At 43.2% G+C, this 15324-nt stretch carries 14 protein-coding genes; 3 read left to right on the top strand and 11 right to left on the bottom strand.

Features of this window, described 5'->3' with window-relative positions; translation table 11 throughout:
* Positions 1 to 6: 6 nt before the first annotated feature.
* From argF to argC, 7 genes are all read right to left on the bottom strand, one after another.
* On the bottom strand, positions 7 to 963 hold the full coding sequence (argF, locus tag AB5I83_RS14440; RefSeq protein WP_448976147.1) for an ornithine carbamoyltransferase: 957 nt from the start codon (positions 961 to 963) through the stop codon (positions 7 to 9).
* The gene (locus tag AB5I83_RS14435; RefSeq protein WP_448976146.1) at positions 960 to 4061 is read right to left on the bottom strand and encodes a carbamoyl phosphate synthase large subunit; all 3102 of its coding nucleotides are present in this window, start codon (positions 4059 to 4061) and stop codon (positions 960 to 962) included. The genes argF and AB5I83_RS14435 overlap by 4 nt, the downstream gene beginning before the upstream one ends.
* Entirely contained in the window at positions 4054 to 5133 is a 1080-nt protein-coding gene (locus AB5I83_RS14430) for a carbamoyl phosphate synthase small subunit (RefSeq protein ID WP_226644623.1), read from the bottom strand. The genes AB5I83_RS14435 and AB5I83_RS14430 overlap by 8 nt, the downstream gene beginning before the upstream one ends.
* Positions 5134 to 5200: 67 nt before the next feature.
* The gene (locus AB5I83_RS14425) at positions 5201 to 6355 is read right to left on the bottom strand and encodes an acetylornithine transaminase (RefSeq protein ID WP_448976145.1); all 1155 of its coding nucleotides are present in this window, start codon (positions 6353 to 6355) and stop codon (positions 5201 to 5203) included.
* Entirely contained in the window at positions 6352 to 7158 is an 807-nt protein-coding gene (gene argB, locus AB5I83_RS14420; RefSeq protein WP_448976144.1) for an acetylglutamate kinase, read from the bottom strand. Before argB ends, AB5I83_RS14425 begins: the two co-directional genes overlap by 4 nt.
* A complete protein-coding gene (gene argJ / locus AB5I83_RS14415) occupies positions 7139 to 8374 on the bottom strand; it encodes a bifunctional ornithine acetyltransferase/N-acetylglutamate synthase (protein WP_448976143.1) in 1236 nt (411 codons plus the stop codon). The genes argB and argJ overlap by 20 nt, the downstream gene beginning before the upstream one ends.
* An 11-nt stretch (positions 8375 to 8385) precedes the next feature.
* Entirely contained in the window at positions 8386 to 9420 is a 1035-nt protein-coding gene (gene argC / locus AB5I83_RS14410; RefSeq protein ID WP_448976142.1) for an N-acetyl-gamma-glutamyl-phosphate reductase, read from the bottom strand.
* 228 nt (positions 9421 to 9648) lie between these two features.
* On the opposite strand from argC, the gene AB5I83_RS14405 reads away from it, so the two are divergent.
* Entirely contained in the window at positions 9649 to 10341 is a 693-nt protein-coding gene (locus tag AB5I83_RS14405) for a Crp/Fnr family transcriptional regulator (RefSeq protein WP_448976141.1), read from the top strand.
* Positions 10342 to 10385: 44 nt separating this feature from the next.
* On the opposite strand, the gene AB5I83_RS14400 is transcribed toward AB5I83_RS14405, so the two are convergent.
* Positions 10386 to 11102 carry a YwiC-like family protein gene (locus AB5I83_RS14400; protein WP_448976140.1) on the bottom strand — a complete coding sequence of 239 codons (717 nt, stop codon included), beginning with the start codon at positions 11100 to 11102 and terminating at the stop codon, positions 10386 to 10388.
* 246 nt (positions 11103 to 11348) lie between these two features.
* Between AB5I83_RS14400 and AB5I83_RS14395 the strand changes: the two genes are divergently transcribed.
* Entirely contained in the window at positions 11349 to 11921 is a 573-nt protein-coding gene (locus AB5I83_RS14395) for an MEDS domain-containing protein (protein ID WP_448976139.1), read from the top strand.
* 113 nt (positions 11922 to 12034) lie between these two features.
* Here AB5I83_RS14395 and AB5I83_RS14390 read toward each other — a convergent pair whose 3' ends face one another.
* From AB5I83_RS14390 to AB5I83_RS14380, 3 genes are all read right to left on the bottom strand, one after another.
* A complete protein-coding gene (locus AB5I83_RS14390) occupies positions 12035 to 12481 on the bottom strand; it encodes a respiratory nitrate reductase subunit gamma (RefSeq protein WP_167832169.1) in 447 nt (148 codons plus the stop codon).
* A 127-nt stretch (positions 12482 to 12608) separates the two neighbouring features.
* Entirely contained in the window at positions 12609 to 13127 is a 519-nt protein-coding gene (mobB, locus tag AB5I83_RS14385) for a molybdopterin-guanine dinucleotide biosynthesis protein B (protein WP_448976138.1), read from the bottom strand.
* Positions 13115 to 14380: a molybdopterin molybdotransferase MoeA gene (locus tag AB5I83_RS14380; protein WP_448976137.1), complete on the bottom strand. Its 1266-nt coding sequence runs from the start codon at positions 14378 to 14380 to the stop codon at positions 13115 to 13117. The genes mobB and AB5I83_RS14380 overlap by 13 nt, the downstream gene beginning before the upstream one ends.
* 222 nt (positions 14381 to 14602) lie before the next feature.
* Between AB5I83_RS14380 and ric the strand changes: the two genes are divergently transcribed.
* On the top strand, positions 14603 to 15301 hold the full coding sequence (ric, locus tag AB5I83_RS14375) for an iron-sulfur cluster repair di-iron protein (RefSeq protein ID WP_448976136.1): 699 nt from the start codon (positions 14603 to 14605) through the stop codon (positions 15299 to 15301).
* Positions 15302 to 15324: the final 23 nt, after the last annotated feature.

Here is a 15324-nt window from a genome sequence, read left to right as displayed (position 1 = left end):
TTGATTTTAATCCTTTAAGATTTCCACAAGTAATGCCTTCTGGGCATGGAGGCGGTTTCCTGCTTGTTCGAATACGACGGAGTGCGCACCGTCGATCACTTCTGCCGTTACTTCTTCACCGCGGTGTGCGGGGAGACAGTGCATGAACAAATAGTCTTCATTAGCTAATTCAAGTAATTTTCCATTGACCTGGAACTGTGAAAAGTCTTTGAGTCTCTGCTCATTTTCATTTTCCTGCCCCATACTGGTCCACACATCCGTATAGATGATATCTGCGGCATCAACGGCTTCTTCTGGTGAATCTGTAATGACCAAATTAGCACCACTCTGCCTAGCAAATTCTTTACACTGAGCTGTTACCTCCTCATTCGGGAAGTATCCCTTTGGAGAAGCAATACTTACATCCATTCCGACTTTTGTGCAGGCAATCATCAGGGAATGAGCCACATTGTTTCCATCACCGATGTAAGCAAGCTTGAGGCCTTCCAGCTTCCCCTTTTTTTCATAGACTGTCAAAAGGTCTGCAAGTGCCTGGCATGGATGGTACAAATCCGTCAATCCGTTGATGACTGGAATATCAGCATTGGCGGCAAGTTCTTCAACTGACTTGTGCGAGAATGTTCTGATCATGATTCCGTCCAGATATTGTGAAAGGACCTGGGCTGTATCCGAAACAGTCTCACCTCGGCCGAGCTGAAGGTCGCTGCCATTTAAGTAAAGGGCACTTCCACCGAGTTGAATCATTCCTACCTCAAATGATACTCTCGTTCGCGTTGAGGATTTATCAAAAATCATTCCGAGTATTTTGCCTTTTAGTGGCTGGTCAAATTGTTTATTTAATGTTTTTTCTTTTAAAGTCATTGCCTTATCTAATAAAGTAAGGAGTTCCTTTGGTTCCAAATCAGCCAGTGTTAACAGATCCTTACCTTTTATGTCAATTTGAAGCTGCTGTAATGCTGTCATTCTGCCACCACTTCCTCTCTAGTTTCTGCCAGCCATTTGTCCAGGGAGCTGACACCCCAGCTCTGTGCTGTTGCACTTTTTAAGAGTACAAATAAAGTCTCCTTTTGGGTCAATACAATTTTTCGGTTCTTGACAGCCCATTCTCTCCAATAGAGGTCTCTTTCTGATTCACCTGGACAATACAAGGCTGCCACCATTTGAGGATCCTTTACTTCATCGATGTGAAGGAAATGAAAGTCTCCAGCCTGCTCCCCTGCTTCCAATAGCTCTTTTTCATCTGCAAATGCGATTGCTCCATTGACTGCTTTCCCGCTGATAGAATGGAAGCTCTTGGTCAATGCCTCTTCAAGTGTCGAAGCAATGCTGATTCCTTCCCCAGTCGAAATCATTTGCGGACCGGTCTTGGCATCCAGTCCTTTCAATGCAAAATTCGAAAAAACCGGATGTTTTACGACTGTGTATGGAGCATCGGAGTCTAGCAAAACTTCATCTTTCGACAAATTATATTTCCCAAGCAATATTTTTGTCGCTTTCTTGACTAGTTCAACGCCTGCTACCTTGCTGACGATCGGCATTGTTCTGCTTGCGCGTGGATTAACTTCAAGTAAAAACACTTCATGTCCCTTCACAATGAACTGGATGTTCATTAATCCCTTATATTTCAATTCAATCACAAGCCGCTTTGCATACTCAGCCATCTTTCGCTTTGTTTCGTTTGCGAAACTACGCGCCGGGATGATGCAAAAGCTGTCCCCTGAATGGACTCCTGTTTTTTCGATGTGCTCAATGATGGCGGGAATCAGGATATGCTCTCCATCTGATGCAAGATCAAGCTCCGCCTCTGCTGCTTCAAGGTATTGATCCACCAGGATGGGATATGAAATATTAGCTGTTGCCAGAGCAGTTTTAAGTTCCTCAGTGTTTCGGATTATCACCATATTCAAGCCTCCAATCACATAGGAAGGCCTGATTAATACCGGGTATCCCAACCTCTCAACAGCAGCCAACAGTTCACTCTCATCCCCAGCTGTTTCACCCTGTACGCGGGGAATATTCAACTTGTCGAGCAACTGATAAAATTGATCCCGGTCTTCAAATAAATCAATGGTTGCCGAACTCGTTCCCAGCAGCTTGATTCCAGCTTCTTCTAAACCTTTGGCAAGATTCAAGGCAGTCTGCCCTCCCAGCTGGACAATGACTTCCTCTATCCCCTCCATTTCAATCACATTCAGGATGTCTTCTTCTGTTAAAGGTTCGAAATACAATCGATCTGATATCGTAAAATCTGTGCTGACTGTCTCGGGATTATTGTTGATCATGATCGTTTCAACACCCTCTTCTTTAAGGGCAAAAACACCATGAACCGAACAATAATCGAACTCGATTCCCTGACCAATACTAATTGGACCACTGCCAATGACGAGTACCTTTCGTTTACTGTTTTCGACTTTTGCTTCATTCTTACCAATATAGCTTGAGTAAAAATAATTCGAGGCTGACTCAAATTCTGCCGCACATGTATCAACCATCTTATAAACAGGTGCAATGCCGTGCTTTTTACGAAGCTCTCTTACCTGCTTTTCACTACCCTTCCATTCCTTTGCCAAATAGGCATCACTGAAGCCTTTTTCTTTCAGGGATCTTAACTCAGAAGCTGATATTCTTTCGATTCCAAGCTTTGAAATTTGATTCTCTACTTCTGTTAATGATTTAAATCTGTTTAGGAAAAACAAATCTATTTTTGTTTTTTCATGGATAAGCTGGATTGGCTCACCCCGACGCAGCAGTTCGAGCAATGCAAAAACCCGCTGATCTGTCTGCTTTCCTGTTAAATCGTATAGCTCATCGACGGTAAGGCCTTCAATTGTCGGCAGCTTTAAATCAAGCGTTTTTATGTTCAGAGAACGGACAGCTTTGATAAACGCGCGTTCAAAGCTTCGATCAATTGCCATCGCTTCTCCGGTTGCCTTCATTTGCGTTCCTAAAGTCCTGTCGATTTGCGGGAATTGCTCAAACGGCCATTTCGGTATTTTCACCACTACATAGTCGAGCGATGGCTCATAGCTGGCAAAGGTATTGCCTGTAACAGGGTTGATAATTTCGGCAAGATTGTATCCGACTGCCAGTTTTGCCGCCATACGCGCGATCGGGTATCCAGTCGCTTTGGAAGCAAGCGCTGATGACCGGCTGACCCGCGGGTTCACTTCAATTAGATAGTAATTTTTGCTTTTAGGGTCGAGTGCAAACTGGATGTTGCAGCCTCCAACAATTCCAAGTGCTGAAATGATTTTTACAGCGGATGTCCTGAGCATCTGGTATTCCCTGTCAGTAAGCGTCTGTGAGGGAGCCACTACGATTGAGTCCCCTGTATGGATGCCGACCGGGTCGATATTTTCCATATTACAAATTGAGATACAAGTGCCCGCTGTATCACGCATCATTTCATATTCAATTTCTTTATAGCCGGCAATGCTTCTTTCGACCAAACATTGATGAATCGGGCTCTCACTCAGCCCCCCAGTTACAAGAGAGACCAATTCTTCCATTGTTCCGGCAATGCCGCCGCCTGTTCCTCCAAGCGTGTAAGCAGGTCTTATAATCAGTGGAAAACCGATCTTTTCAGCAAACGCAACCGCCTCTGCGACATATTGCACGATTTCACTTTCTGGCACTGGTTCATTCAACTGATGCATCAGACTGCGGAAGGCTTCCCTATCCTCACCTTGCTTGATGCTTGCAACCGAGGTGCCAAGCACTTTCACACTGTACTTTTCAAGAATTCCTTCTTCACTTAGCTTAAACACCAGATTCAAGCCTGCTTGACCGCCGAGAGTCCCCAAAATCCCATCCGGTTTTTCTGCGTGAATCACTTTTTCCACGCCTTCCACAGTCATTGGTTCAAAGTAGACTGCATCTGCAAATACATGATCCGTCATGACAGTTGCTGGATTATTGTTTACAAGGATTACCCGATAGCCTTCCTCTTTCAAGGCGATGCAGGCCTGTGTACCTGCATAATCAAATTCAGCAGCCTGACCGATGATGATCGGGCCTGAACCGATTACCAGTATTGACTTTATATGATTATCTTTAGGCATAACTGACTTCTCTCCGCTTTCTGTATTTGACTGTATTGATGAATTCTCCAAATATGAATACACTGTCTTCAGGCCCCGGACTTGCTTCCGGATGGAACTGGACTGTCATCAGCGGCCATTGCTCATGGTAGAGGCCTTCGATTGACTGATCATTTTTATTGAAGAAACGGATCTTCAATCCTGTGCTCCCGATGCTATTTGGATCGACTGCATAGCTGTGGTTTTGAGAGGACATGAATACCCGGTTGCTTTTCATATCGTAAACAGGCTGGTTTGCTCCTCGATGGCCAAAGAGCATTTTTTTAGTATCGCCTCCAAGTGCGAGCGCTGCCAGCTGATGCCCTAGACAAATCCCCAATACAGGAAAGTGCTCGATTACTATCCTGATCTCTTGCAACTGCCCGAACAATTCCTTCGGATCGCCTGGTCCATTTGATAAAAGCACACCATCAGGCTTCAAGGCTGCAATTTGCTCAAAGGTATAATTGTACGGAACAATTGTCACGAGGCAATTTTGTTTTACCAGATGGTCAGCGATGGATTTCTTAAAGCCATAATCAATTAATACGATGTGGGTGTCACCAGAACCAATCGTTTCTGGTGCCTTCGATGATACCTCCTGCACTTTAAGACCATTCATACTGTCACAGGTGGATTCACAAACGCGTTCACTTGATAATTTGGCAGGCATCGTCCCGTTCTGGCGGATGGATTTTACGAGCTCCCGCGTATCTATATGCTCCAGCATGGGAATATCCCATTTCTCCAAATACTCAGTGAAGCTATGCTGCGCTTCATAGTGATAAGCTGTTTTTGCAGCTTCAAAGACAATTACTGCTGCAACATGGGGCTTTTTGCTTTCAAAGTCATGCTCATTGATGCCATAATTGCCGATCAGAGGGTAGGTGAATACAATGATTTGATTTTTATAGGAAGGATCAGTGAGAACTTCTTGATAACCGGTCATCCCTGTAAAAAATACGATTTCACCAGTAATTCCCTCTTCAGTTAACGACCCATGCAAGTGCCCTTGAAATGTCTTGCCGTCAGCCAGATGCAGATATCCTTTCATCAGACACATCTCCAAACGTATATTTATTTAATTAATTTTATTTTTATACATTTACTGCTAAAAAAATTTATACTGTTACCTTATAGTTACTTAGTGTTGATTTCATCAATGACACAGCCTCTTCTACCTCTTCCCTTGTTACATTCAGCGGCGGAAGCAGACGGACTACCTTTTCTCCTGCAGACAGTGCAATCAATCCAGATTTCCTCAATTCCGCAAGAACTGGCTGGGCTTCAACAGTCAGTTCAATTCCGGCCATCAATCCGATTCCACGAATTTCTTTCACTATTTCCATCCAACCCACGCTCTTGTGGAGCAGGTCAAATAGTAGTTTACCCTTGCTTGATGCCTCTTCTAGGAATTCATTGGTAAATACTGCTTCCATAACGGCCAATGCTGCTGCAGTGCTTATTGGATTTCCGCCAAATGTCGATCCGTGGCTTCCTGGGCCAAAAAACTCTGCTAATTCAGCTTTGCCAATTGCCGCTCCTATCGGAAACCCATTACCAAGACCTTTGGCAACGGTGATGATATCGGGTTCAATCCCAAAATGCTGAAAGGCAAATGGCTTCCCTGTCCGGCCGACCCCGGTTTGGATTTCATCGATTATAAGCAGGACTCCGTTTTCAGCACATAAACTTGCTGCTTCTTTTATAAATTCGTTGGTAACGACATGGATGCCGCCTTCACCCTGGATAATTTCAAGCATCACCGCAGCTGTATCCTTATCAATTTCAGCTTTTAGTGACTCCAGATCATTGAATGGCAGATGGATAAATGTTTCAAGCATTCTTCCGAACCCTTGCTTGATTTTTTCCTGGCCGGTCGCAGCCATCCCTGCAAAGGTCCTGCCGTGAAAGGATTGCATGAAAGTAATGATTTTCCCCCTGCCCGTAGCTTTCCTTGCCAGTTTAATAGCTGCTTCGTTTGCTTCAGCACCGCTATTGGCAAAAAATACACAATCTAGGCCAGTTTCTTCTGCGAGCTTTTTCGCTGCTGCTTCCTGGATGCTTTGCGGAAACAGATTGGATACATGCCAGAACAATTCCAGCTGTTTCTTGACAGCAAGTTCAACTGCCTCAGGGCGATGACCCAAATTGCAGACACCAATACCAGAAGTAAAATCAAGGTATCGTTGACCGTCCTTTCCATAGATAATCGTCCCTTCTGCTTTGTCAGGCTCTATTTCCCATCGTTGATAGGTCGGGAATAAATGGCTCATTCATACACCTCTTCTTTTGTGGCAATCGCTGTTCCCTGCCAGCAGTTATTTTTATAGAATTGCTTTTTGCCAGAAATAATCATGACAGTGTCGACTCCCGCCTTTGTAGCTGACAATGCAGACATAACCTTCGGAACCATTCCTCCATAGATGCTCCCATCTGATATATAGCTTTTAATTTGACTTTCCGACATTTCGCCGACCAGCTCTCCCTTTATCAGAATGCCGTCCACATTGGTTACAAATGCACAGCGTTCAGCCTTTAATGCTTTCGCAATCGAGGCTGCTGCATAATCACCATTTATATTAAGCTTGCTGCCATCCTGAGTGATTCCGATTGGAGTAATCACGGGGATATAGCCATTATTAATCGACATCATAATCAAGTTTGTATTCACATGGGTAATGGTTCCGACGAATCCTAAACCCTGCTTATCAATAAACTCTGCTTGAAGGCATCGGCCATCACTTCCATTGATGCCGAGAGCATGGAAATCATGCATCGACAGCATGCTGCAAAGCTGCCGGTTCGTCTGTCCAGACAGTACCATTTCAACGATTTCAATGGTCTTTTCACATGTCACACGTAGACCCTCTTTGAATTTTGTCTCGATTTCAAGTAACTCAAGCATCGAATTGATCGCTGGCCCTCCACCGTGAACGATGACAGGGTAAAGTCCGTCCTCGATCAATTCTTTAAGACTATTAAAGAAATTGTCATTAAGGTCCTTAAGAACACTTCCACCACATTTAATGACCACCGTTTCCAATGAATCCGCTCCTTTACGTCCGATAGCTTGCATTTATTTTCACATAATCATAGGAAAGATCGCAGCCCCAGGCCATTCCTTTCCCTTCTCCCAGATGGAGGTCGACGAATATTTCGACCTTTTCATTCATCAGATATTCCCTCGCATGATCTTCATCAAATGCAATCGGTGTACTATTTTTAAGCATAGTAATTTCTCCAAGGGAAATATCAACATTTTTGGGATTTACGGATGCTCCACTCTGGCCAATTGCCCCAATAATCCGTCCCCAGTTCGCATCTGCGCCGTAAACTGCTGTCTTGACGAGGTTGGAGCCTGCAATCTGTTTTCCTATCATGCGCGCTTCTTCATCAGACATTGCACCAGATACCGAGATTTCTATCAGCTTAGTTGCCCCTTCACCATCCTTTGCAATCTGTTTCGCAAGACTAGCACAACTTTCTTTTAACAGTTCTACAAAAACTGCCCAGTCTTGATGGGTTGGATCCAACGGTTGATTCCCCGCAGTACCATTTGCCATCACAAGCACCATATCGTTCGTAGATGTATCTCCATCAACTGTGATTTGATTGAAGGTTGTGTTCGTTACCTCTTTTAGCGCGGCAGTAAGATGTTCACTTGAGATTTTTGCATCTGTTGTCAAGAAGCCAAGCATTGTAGCCATATTAGGGTGAATCATCCCTGATCCTTTCGCTGCTCCCCCTATACTAATTGTTACCCCATCAATTTCAGCAGAGTAACAGCAGCTTTTCATTACCGTATCCGTTGTCAGGATCGCTGTTTGGAAATCCCTTGCATCCTCAGTTGCTTTTCCAACTGACAGCTTCCCGATACCACTCTGAATTTTATCCATTTGCATGAATTCACCGATGACACCAGTTGATGCTACAGCGACATGATGTTCAGGAATCCCGAATTTTTCTGCTGCCAGAGAACGCATTTTCAATGCATCCTGATACCCTTGTTCTCCGGTACAAGCATTCGCACATGCACTGTTGACAATGATTGCTTGGAGTACCTGTTCCTTTGCTATGCTTTCCTGTGTAACCACCAATGGAGCCGCTTGGAAATGACTCGTCGTGTAGACAGCGGCACAACTCGCCGGCTTCTCGCTTACAATCATACCCAAATCGTGCTTGGCATAGCGCAGCCCTGCATGTACTCCACCGCACTGGAACCCTACTGGCGTTAAAATGCCTCCATTATGGATGATTTTAATTTTCTTCTTATCGGTCATTGCCTGGTACATATTATCCTCCTTTATGGATACAGTGGTATCATTTCCAGTCCTGCACTTTCCTCAAATCCAAACATGATATTGGCATTTTGGACCGCCTGCCCTGCAGCACCTTTCATGAGATTATCAATCACTGAGACAATCGTCAGCCTCCCAGTCCTGCTGTCTGCATGCAACCCAATATCACAGTAGTTCGATCCCTTGACCTCTTTTACGGAAGGGTACACCCCATTCTTCCTAACTCTTATAAAAGGGTGGCCATCATAAGTTTCTTCATATAAATCCAGCAATCTAGAAGTATCCGATTCTTCTTTTAACTGGACATATATTGTGGTCATAATTCCCCTCGTGATCGGCATTAAGTGAGTGCTGAAGGTAACGGTTACCTCGGCATCATTCCATAGGCTAAGCTGCTGCTCGATTTCAGGGATATGCTGATGTTCGTTCACTTTATAAATTTTGAAATTTTCATTCAACTCTGCATATAATGTTCCAATTGACGGAGACCTGCCAGCACCGGAAACACCAGATTTTGCGTCGATAATGATACTGTTTGAATCAATCAGTTTTTCTGAAAGCACAGGAGCCAGCCCGAGGAGAGCTGCAGTCGGATAGCAGCCAGGGTTCGCCAGCAGGTTGGCATTCCTGATTTGCTCCCTATTCCATTCGCTAAGCCCGTATACTGCTTCATTCAGAATAGAAGCAGGAACTGATTCATGCTTATACCAGGCTTCATAGGCTGCTGCGTCTTTCAATCTCAGGTCACCTGATAGATCAATAACTTTAATGTCCTTATTGAAAAATGATTGTGCAAGCTTTCCGGAAACTTTTGAAGGAGTTGCCAAGAAGACAATGTCTGCTTCCTCGGCGATTTTGTCAGTTTCAATCTTGGTGAGGACCTTATCAAATATTCCGGTTAAATGGGGATATTCTTCTGAAACAGGTTTTTCATCCCTTGTCGTGTGGATTGAATGGATTTTCATAAATGGATGATTTGCAAGGATACGAATCAACTCTCCGCCACCATACCCTGTAGTACCGATGATCGCTGCCTTCACTTGAAACCTCCTTTTCAACTTTATGTATAAATAACCATAAAAATTTATAATTATAAATAAATTTCTTTTTATTATAAGAACAAAAGAATCAAAACGCAATAGATTTATTAACAATTATGTGAACAATTCACAATTTTATTGCTGGCTTTGTATGATTTACAATATAATTATATTAATATCAGATACGGAAGGGAGTATAAAAACTCCTCTTAATAAGGTGGAATTCATATGTTGACTGCAACAACGTTGTCACCAAACTTGAATAAGCTTTTTGAAAAGGTTCACAGAATCAAGAGTATTGACAAAGGGCGCTTCCTTTTTGAAGAAGGCAATATCGCAGAAGAGTTATACATTATCCAAAGCGGTAAATTTCAGATCAGCAAAATGGTTCCAGATGGCCGCGAGTTGACTATCAGGATGTGTTCAGCTGGAGAATTAGTTGGCGAGTTGGCTTTGTTCAGCTCGGCATCTCAGCATATACTGAATGCCCGTGCCTCCGAAAGCGGGACAGTGGCAGTGATTCCAAAGGAAAAGTTAGAGATAGAAATTGAAAAGGATAGCGGGCTCGCACTGGAACTCGTAAAGTGGCTATCCCTGCAGCATCGCAAATCGCAAACAAGGTTCAGGGATCTTGTTCTTCATGGGAAGAAAGGTGCTTTATACTCAACGTTAATCCGGATGGTGAACAGCTACGGAGTCAAAACTGAAGATGGCTTGAAAATCGATGTATCGCTGACGAATCAGGAACTAGCAAACTTCTGTGGTACATCACGCGAAGTCGTGAACAGATTATTGAGCGAACTGAGGAAAAGTAACATCATTTCCATTGATAAAGGATTCATAACCGTCCATTCCCTCAATGTGCTCAAGAGAGAGATAGATTGTGAGAACTGTCCGGTTGAAATATGTAATATAGAATAGCAAAAGCCGCCAGAAATTACTGGCGGCTTTTCTTATGATCTTTTTTACAAAATCGCAAAAAGCATGATGATAAAGAACAGGACGGCGTTGACGATTTCGTATATCCCTACCTTCATGACAGAAAGCGGTTTTCCATAAAATACTACAGCTCTGATTAAGCTTGGCACTGCGGCCACAGCGACTATGAACTCACCGGCTGCAAGCCATAGAACAGGAACCAAAAGATGATATGTCCAGGAAATCCATTTGAATTGGCTGTTCTTCTTTTCGCGAATCATTGTTTTTACGTAGAATGTACTTCCGGTGAAAAATAGAATGCTGGATGCAAAGACCAGTAGTGAATTTTCATTGATTTCCCCGTTTGGCAGATAGCTGCTGGCCAGTCCGGCAATAGAAAAGACAACAATAGCACTTAAGTCATTCAGGAGGGCACGGTCTTTATTTTTTGCAGAGAAGTACGCATTGATCACGAAAAACGGGATCATCGCAAGACCAAAGCTGACAATGCTTGGCGTTGTGAACAATGGAACCATCAGGAACGCAAGCGCTGGTGTTATATAAATAAGCGCCCATTTACGATAGAATGGAATTTTCTTTTTCTTGAACATTAACAGAAGCGGATATGTTCCTAAATATAGTAAAAGCCATCCGATAAAAAACGGGACATGCTGCCATATTATTTCGCTTGCTGCTGCTCCCAGCCAAAAAGGGATGATCAGCATCGCCCAGGCACCATGCTGTTTTGGCATAAATAACTTCATGGATGAACACTCCCTTATGTTTCTTACCTTAAATATAGAGCAGATGAAGGGATGAATAAGTGAAACACATCACATTTTCTCCTGTAAAAACCCAACCGACACCGAAATGTCAAAAACCCATTCAAGTAAAACATATCTCTTATAATAAAGCTCGAAGCGCCATTCAGGGATTTTACTTAAACAGGGGTATCATGACCCCCTCAAGTGTAGTACACTTGAGGGAATCGTGAATGAAGGGGTGATCACTTGAAAAACGAAATGAATCAATTATTTAAAGATCAACGGAGCGTACATGTTCTGTATTCCTATAACGAAACGGAGAAATACATTGAACAGGCTATTGATTTTATAGAAGATGGTATTTTAGCGGGAGATTATGTTATTTTCATAGAAAATGAACCTCTTTTCCGCTCCATTCACAAGAAGCTTAAATCGCGATTAACGGAAGATCAAATGAAATTTGTTCATAACGTAAACAACTTCGACTTTTATTACTCCAGTGGCAGTTATCATCCTCCAGCAATCCTCGAATACTTTAATAAAATGGTTCAACCGTACATAGAAAATGCCATCCCCTTCCGATCCTGGGCGCATGTGGAGTGGGCTACTATGAAAGATCCACTTCATATAATTGAAGATTTTGAAAGAATAGTAGACGAAGCTGTAAATTCACTGTCTTTTCCACTGATTTGTGCATACGAAGGAGCGAAAATGCCTGACCATCTTATAAAAATTCTAATGGAAACACATCCTTATGTCTTAAGAGATGATAAGTTCAGTATTTCCGCTGAATACCAGGCGACAGCTGATTTAATATAAGACAAAAACGCTTAGGTACCCCTAAGCGTTTTTTTTGTCGCCTTTATATCAAACCTGGATAATTTGCCAAGCTCTATACAATTGGTTCCTCAAACTAAAACAGCCTTCTACATTCAGCCTCTTCTTTCAAATTGAAGCTTTAAAAAGATCTTTTTTAAATATAAGTGCGGTTTTAGTAAATAATAAATTTCCTTGGTGAATGCCAAACTCAATAGAAATAGGAATACAACAATAAAATGCACCTTCGAGAGAATGGAGACATCCATGACCAGACTCATGTCCGGCTGCAGTTGCGCTAGGCTGATGAGCCATCTTAACAGCAATACTGGTTCGTAAGCTATGCTGCTCGAAAGCACAATGGCAATGCCGGTTGCTGTGCTGGCAGCCATAAGTATTTTGACGATGCCCAGCAGAAGCCTTCCTGCTTTCGAACGTGTTCCTTCTTCTCTTGATGCATCGTACTGCCAGACTAGACCCATTGCCACAATTGCCACAACCGAGTATGGATACACAATCCATAAGAAGATATGCAGCATTTCCATCGCTCTCACCTCACACATATGTCACAACCTGAACCCCATTAACATTCTAACTGGGTAAGTATGAAGTGACAGTGACAAAAGTCGCCGTATATGTCTAAAATAAGAACTTTTCTTGCTAAAACCTGAAATAATTAAAGGAAAACACCTAAAGTTTATTTAAAAGGTGTGTTGTAATCCAGTCTGCTCCATGCTCCATATTGAGAACAGGGACAGCTGTATCCTTCAACATATTCACCAATTCCGGGTCCCGGCATAAAACAACCTGGATATTTTCCAGTTTTCCCAAGAGCTCTATATCATTCTTATCCCTAAGGATTACGGCCTTGGGATATGACTCATGCTTATGGCCTTCTATTAAAATGACATCGGGGTTGAAGAAGGATAGCAAATCTATTTCTTCAGGAAGCGACCAAGATCCGCTTTCGGCCTGGATGACCAACCTGCCTCCACCTTCGACAAGTGAAACAGCAGCCCCGGCCATTACATGCTTACCTGAATCCTTTGATTCAACAACCTCCGGCCTGCCACCATGACCATGATGCTTGATGGTGGCGACCTTCAGACCTGCTGCAGTCATTTGCTGGATCAATGTTAGGCTCAGCGTGGTCTTGCCGCTGTTTTGATACCCTGCCAACTGGAACAGCAATGGTTTTACCAAGGCCATTCACTGCCCATATGGTCTTCGAGCATCAGAACCTCCACCTCTGTTCCTTCCTCAAAGCCTCGTGTACCTCCAGGAAGGATCATGAGGGAGTTAGCACCAGCCAGGCTCATGATGATATTCGATTTATCCAGGCCGCTAGGTGTCACTACCAGCTTGCCATCCTGTATGCCAGCGGCACTTCTAACAAATCTGGTAAAAGGATTCGCCTTAGGGAAATTGGCATCAAGAACCGCTTTCTCCTTCCTCAAATGAGGCTTATCAGAGAACAGCATCATCCTTATGATTGGACGGGCGAACAATTCAAAGCCAACATAGCATGCTGACGGGTTTCCTGATAGACCAAACAATAACTTTCCATCAAGCTGCGCAACCGTAGTGACGCTTCCCGGTCTCATCGCAACTTTGTTGAACAACACTTCTGCTCCCAGTTTTGCATAAATCTCAGGCAGATAGTCGTAATCTCCTACGGATACCCCGCCAGTTGTAATGAATAAATCGACTTCCTTAATCGCGTTGCTTACAGCATCGAAGCATGTGTCAAAATCATCCGGCAGCTGGCCAAAGTATTTCACTTCAGCTCCTGCCCGAAGGATTTGAGCGGAAATCATATAAGAATTGCTGTTACGGATTTTCCCAGGTTCAAGCGGCTCATGTACATCAAGCAATTCAGTTCCTGTGGCATAAAGTCCGATTACTGGCTTCTTCGAAACTGGGACTTTAGCATATCCAAAAGTAGCTAGCATTGCCTGAATACCAGGATTGATGAACGTACCTTTTTTAACAAGCACTTCGCCTTCCCTGGCATCCTCTCCACGATAAGAAACATTGTCCCCTTTATTATGCTTCCGCTTCGTTTCCATGTATTTTTTACCGTCCCGCTCGACTTCCCTTGCTAATTCCAGCATGACGACAGCATCTGCACCAACAGGCATCTGGGCTCCTGTCATGATTCTGACCGCGTGGAACGGGCCAAGTTCTTTATCCGTCAGCATACCTGCTCCGATATGGTCTACCACTTCAAATTCAACAGCATGATTTTGAGAGGCTTCCTGAGTATCGACAGACCGGATTGCATAGCCATCGTATGGCGCCCTGTCAAAATGCGGCACATCGCTGGTAGCTTTCAAGTCTTCAGATAGATAGCGTCCAAAGCTTTCATTGATTGAAACATATTCAGTGGAGCCTTTTTTCTTATGCTCCATCACTCTCTTAACTGCTTCCCCAATCGGAATAGGGTTTCTTTTTTCTAACATATGATCAGCTCCTATAGCAGGCTTACCTTCTAAATTTACCCTTTTCATTATAAGAGTAATGGAAAAATGAAAACATAACAAACCTCACAGTATTCTCTCATAAAATCTACTGAAAATATGTAGATTTTTTGTGAAGTGTGATACACATCACCAAGTAGTAAATCCATTTCCTTTATGATGAGTATGTAAACAGTATTAAATAATTTACTGGAGGTTTCTCATATGAAAATGCCTTTTGATCAAAATTCTTTAGTTAAAGATATTGTCAATATATTCCCGCAATCAAGTGATTTATTCAAGCAAAATAGGCTTGATTTCTGCTGTGGTGGAAATCGTCCTCTTGCTGAAGCGGCAACTGAACAAAACCTTGATGTTCCGGCAATCATGGCCGCACTAGAGGAGTTATACCGTAAGCATAATGGCAATGCAGAAAGCATGGAAGTCTGGACTGAAACTGATTCTGAGGAATTGATCGAACATATTAAAAACAAATATCACCGCGAGCTTGAAGAAGAGTTAAAACTGCTCAGCCCGTATGTAACGAAGGTAGCGAAAGTCCATGGTGATCGTCACGAAGAGCTGTTGAGAGTCTATGAGCTCTTCTATGAGTTGAAGAAGGAGCTTCTGGAGCATACAGCAAAAGAAGAAGCGACTGTATTCCCGCTATTGCTCCAGCTTGATACCGCCAACCAGGAAAAGCGTTCCGAAATGATCGCAGAGATCACAGAGCTTGAGAAAGAACACGATCATGCTGGCTCAATCCTGAAAGAATTGCGGGAAATCACTGCTGACTTCAATCCGCCACTTGATGCATGCGGAACATATCGTTTAGTTTACAAGCGTCTGGAAGCACTGGAAGCACACACCTTTATGCATGTTCATTTAGAAAATAACATTCTGTTCCCAAGGTATATTGCTTAACTAGGAGCACTTGAAACAAATGG

The sequence above is a fragment of the Mesobacillus sp. LC4 genome, from assembly GCF_053543455.1.
Note: the sequence above shows the minus strand (reverse complement) of the source record. Positions and strands in the feature narration are given on the sequence as shown.

What these genes read in the sequence shown, in the direction of transcription:
- argF (WP_448976147.1), bottom strand. Translation starts at nt 963, where the DNA reads ATGACAGCATTACAGCAGCTTCAAATTGACATAAAAGGTAAGGATCTG.
- AB5I83_RS14435 (WP_448976146.1), bottom strand. Translation starts at nt 4,061, where the DNA reads ATGCCTAAAGATAATCATATAAAGTCAATACTGGTAATCGGTTCAGGC.
- AB5I83_RS14430 (WP_226644623.1), bottom strand. Translation starts at nt 5,133, where the DNA reads ATGAAAGGATATCTGCATCTGGCTGACGGCAAGACATTTCAAGGGCAC.
- AB5I83_RS14425 (WP_448976145.1), bottom strand. Translation starts at nt 6,355, where the DNA reads ATGAGCCATTTATTCCCGACCTATCAACGATGGGAAATAGAGCCTGAC.
- argB (WP_448976144.1), bottom strand. Translation starts at nt 7,158, where the DNA reads ATGCAAGCTATCGGACGTAAAGGAGCGGATTCATTGGAAACGGTGGTC.
- argJ (WP_448976143.1), bottom strand. Translation starts at nt 8,374, where the DNA reads ATGTACCAGGCAATGACCGATAAGAAGAAAATTAAAATCATCCATAAT.
- AB5I83_RS14405 (WP_448976141.1), top strand. Translation starts at nt 9,649, where the DNA reads ATGTTGACTGCAACAACGTTGTCACCAAACTTGAATAAGCTTTTTGAA.
- AB5I83_RS14400 (WP_448976140.1), bottom strand. Translation starts at nt 11,102, where the DNA reads ATGAAGTTATTTATGCCAAAACAGCATGGTGCCTGGGCGATGCTGATC.
- AB5I83_RS14390 (WP_167832169.1), bottom strand. Translation starts at nt 12,481, where the DNA reads ATGTGTGAGGTGAGAGCGATGGAAATGCTGCATATCTTCTTATGGATT.
- mobB (WP_448976138.1), bottom strand. Translation starts at nt 13,127, where the DNA reads ATGGCCTTGGTAAAACCATTGCTGTTCCAGTTGGCAGGGTATCAAAAC.
- AB5I83_RS14380 (WP_448976137.1), bottom strand. Translation starts at nt 14,380, where the DNA reads ATGTTAGAAAAAAGAAACCCTATTCCGATTGGGGAAGCAGTTAAGAGA.
- ric (WP_448976136.1), top strand. Translation starts at nt 14,603, where the DNA reads ATGAAAATGCCTTTTGATCAAAATTCTTTAGTTAAAGATATTGTCAAT.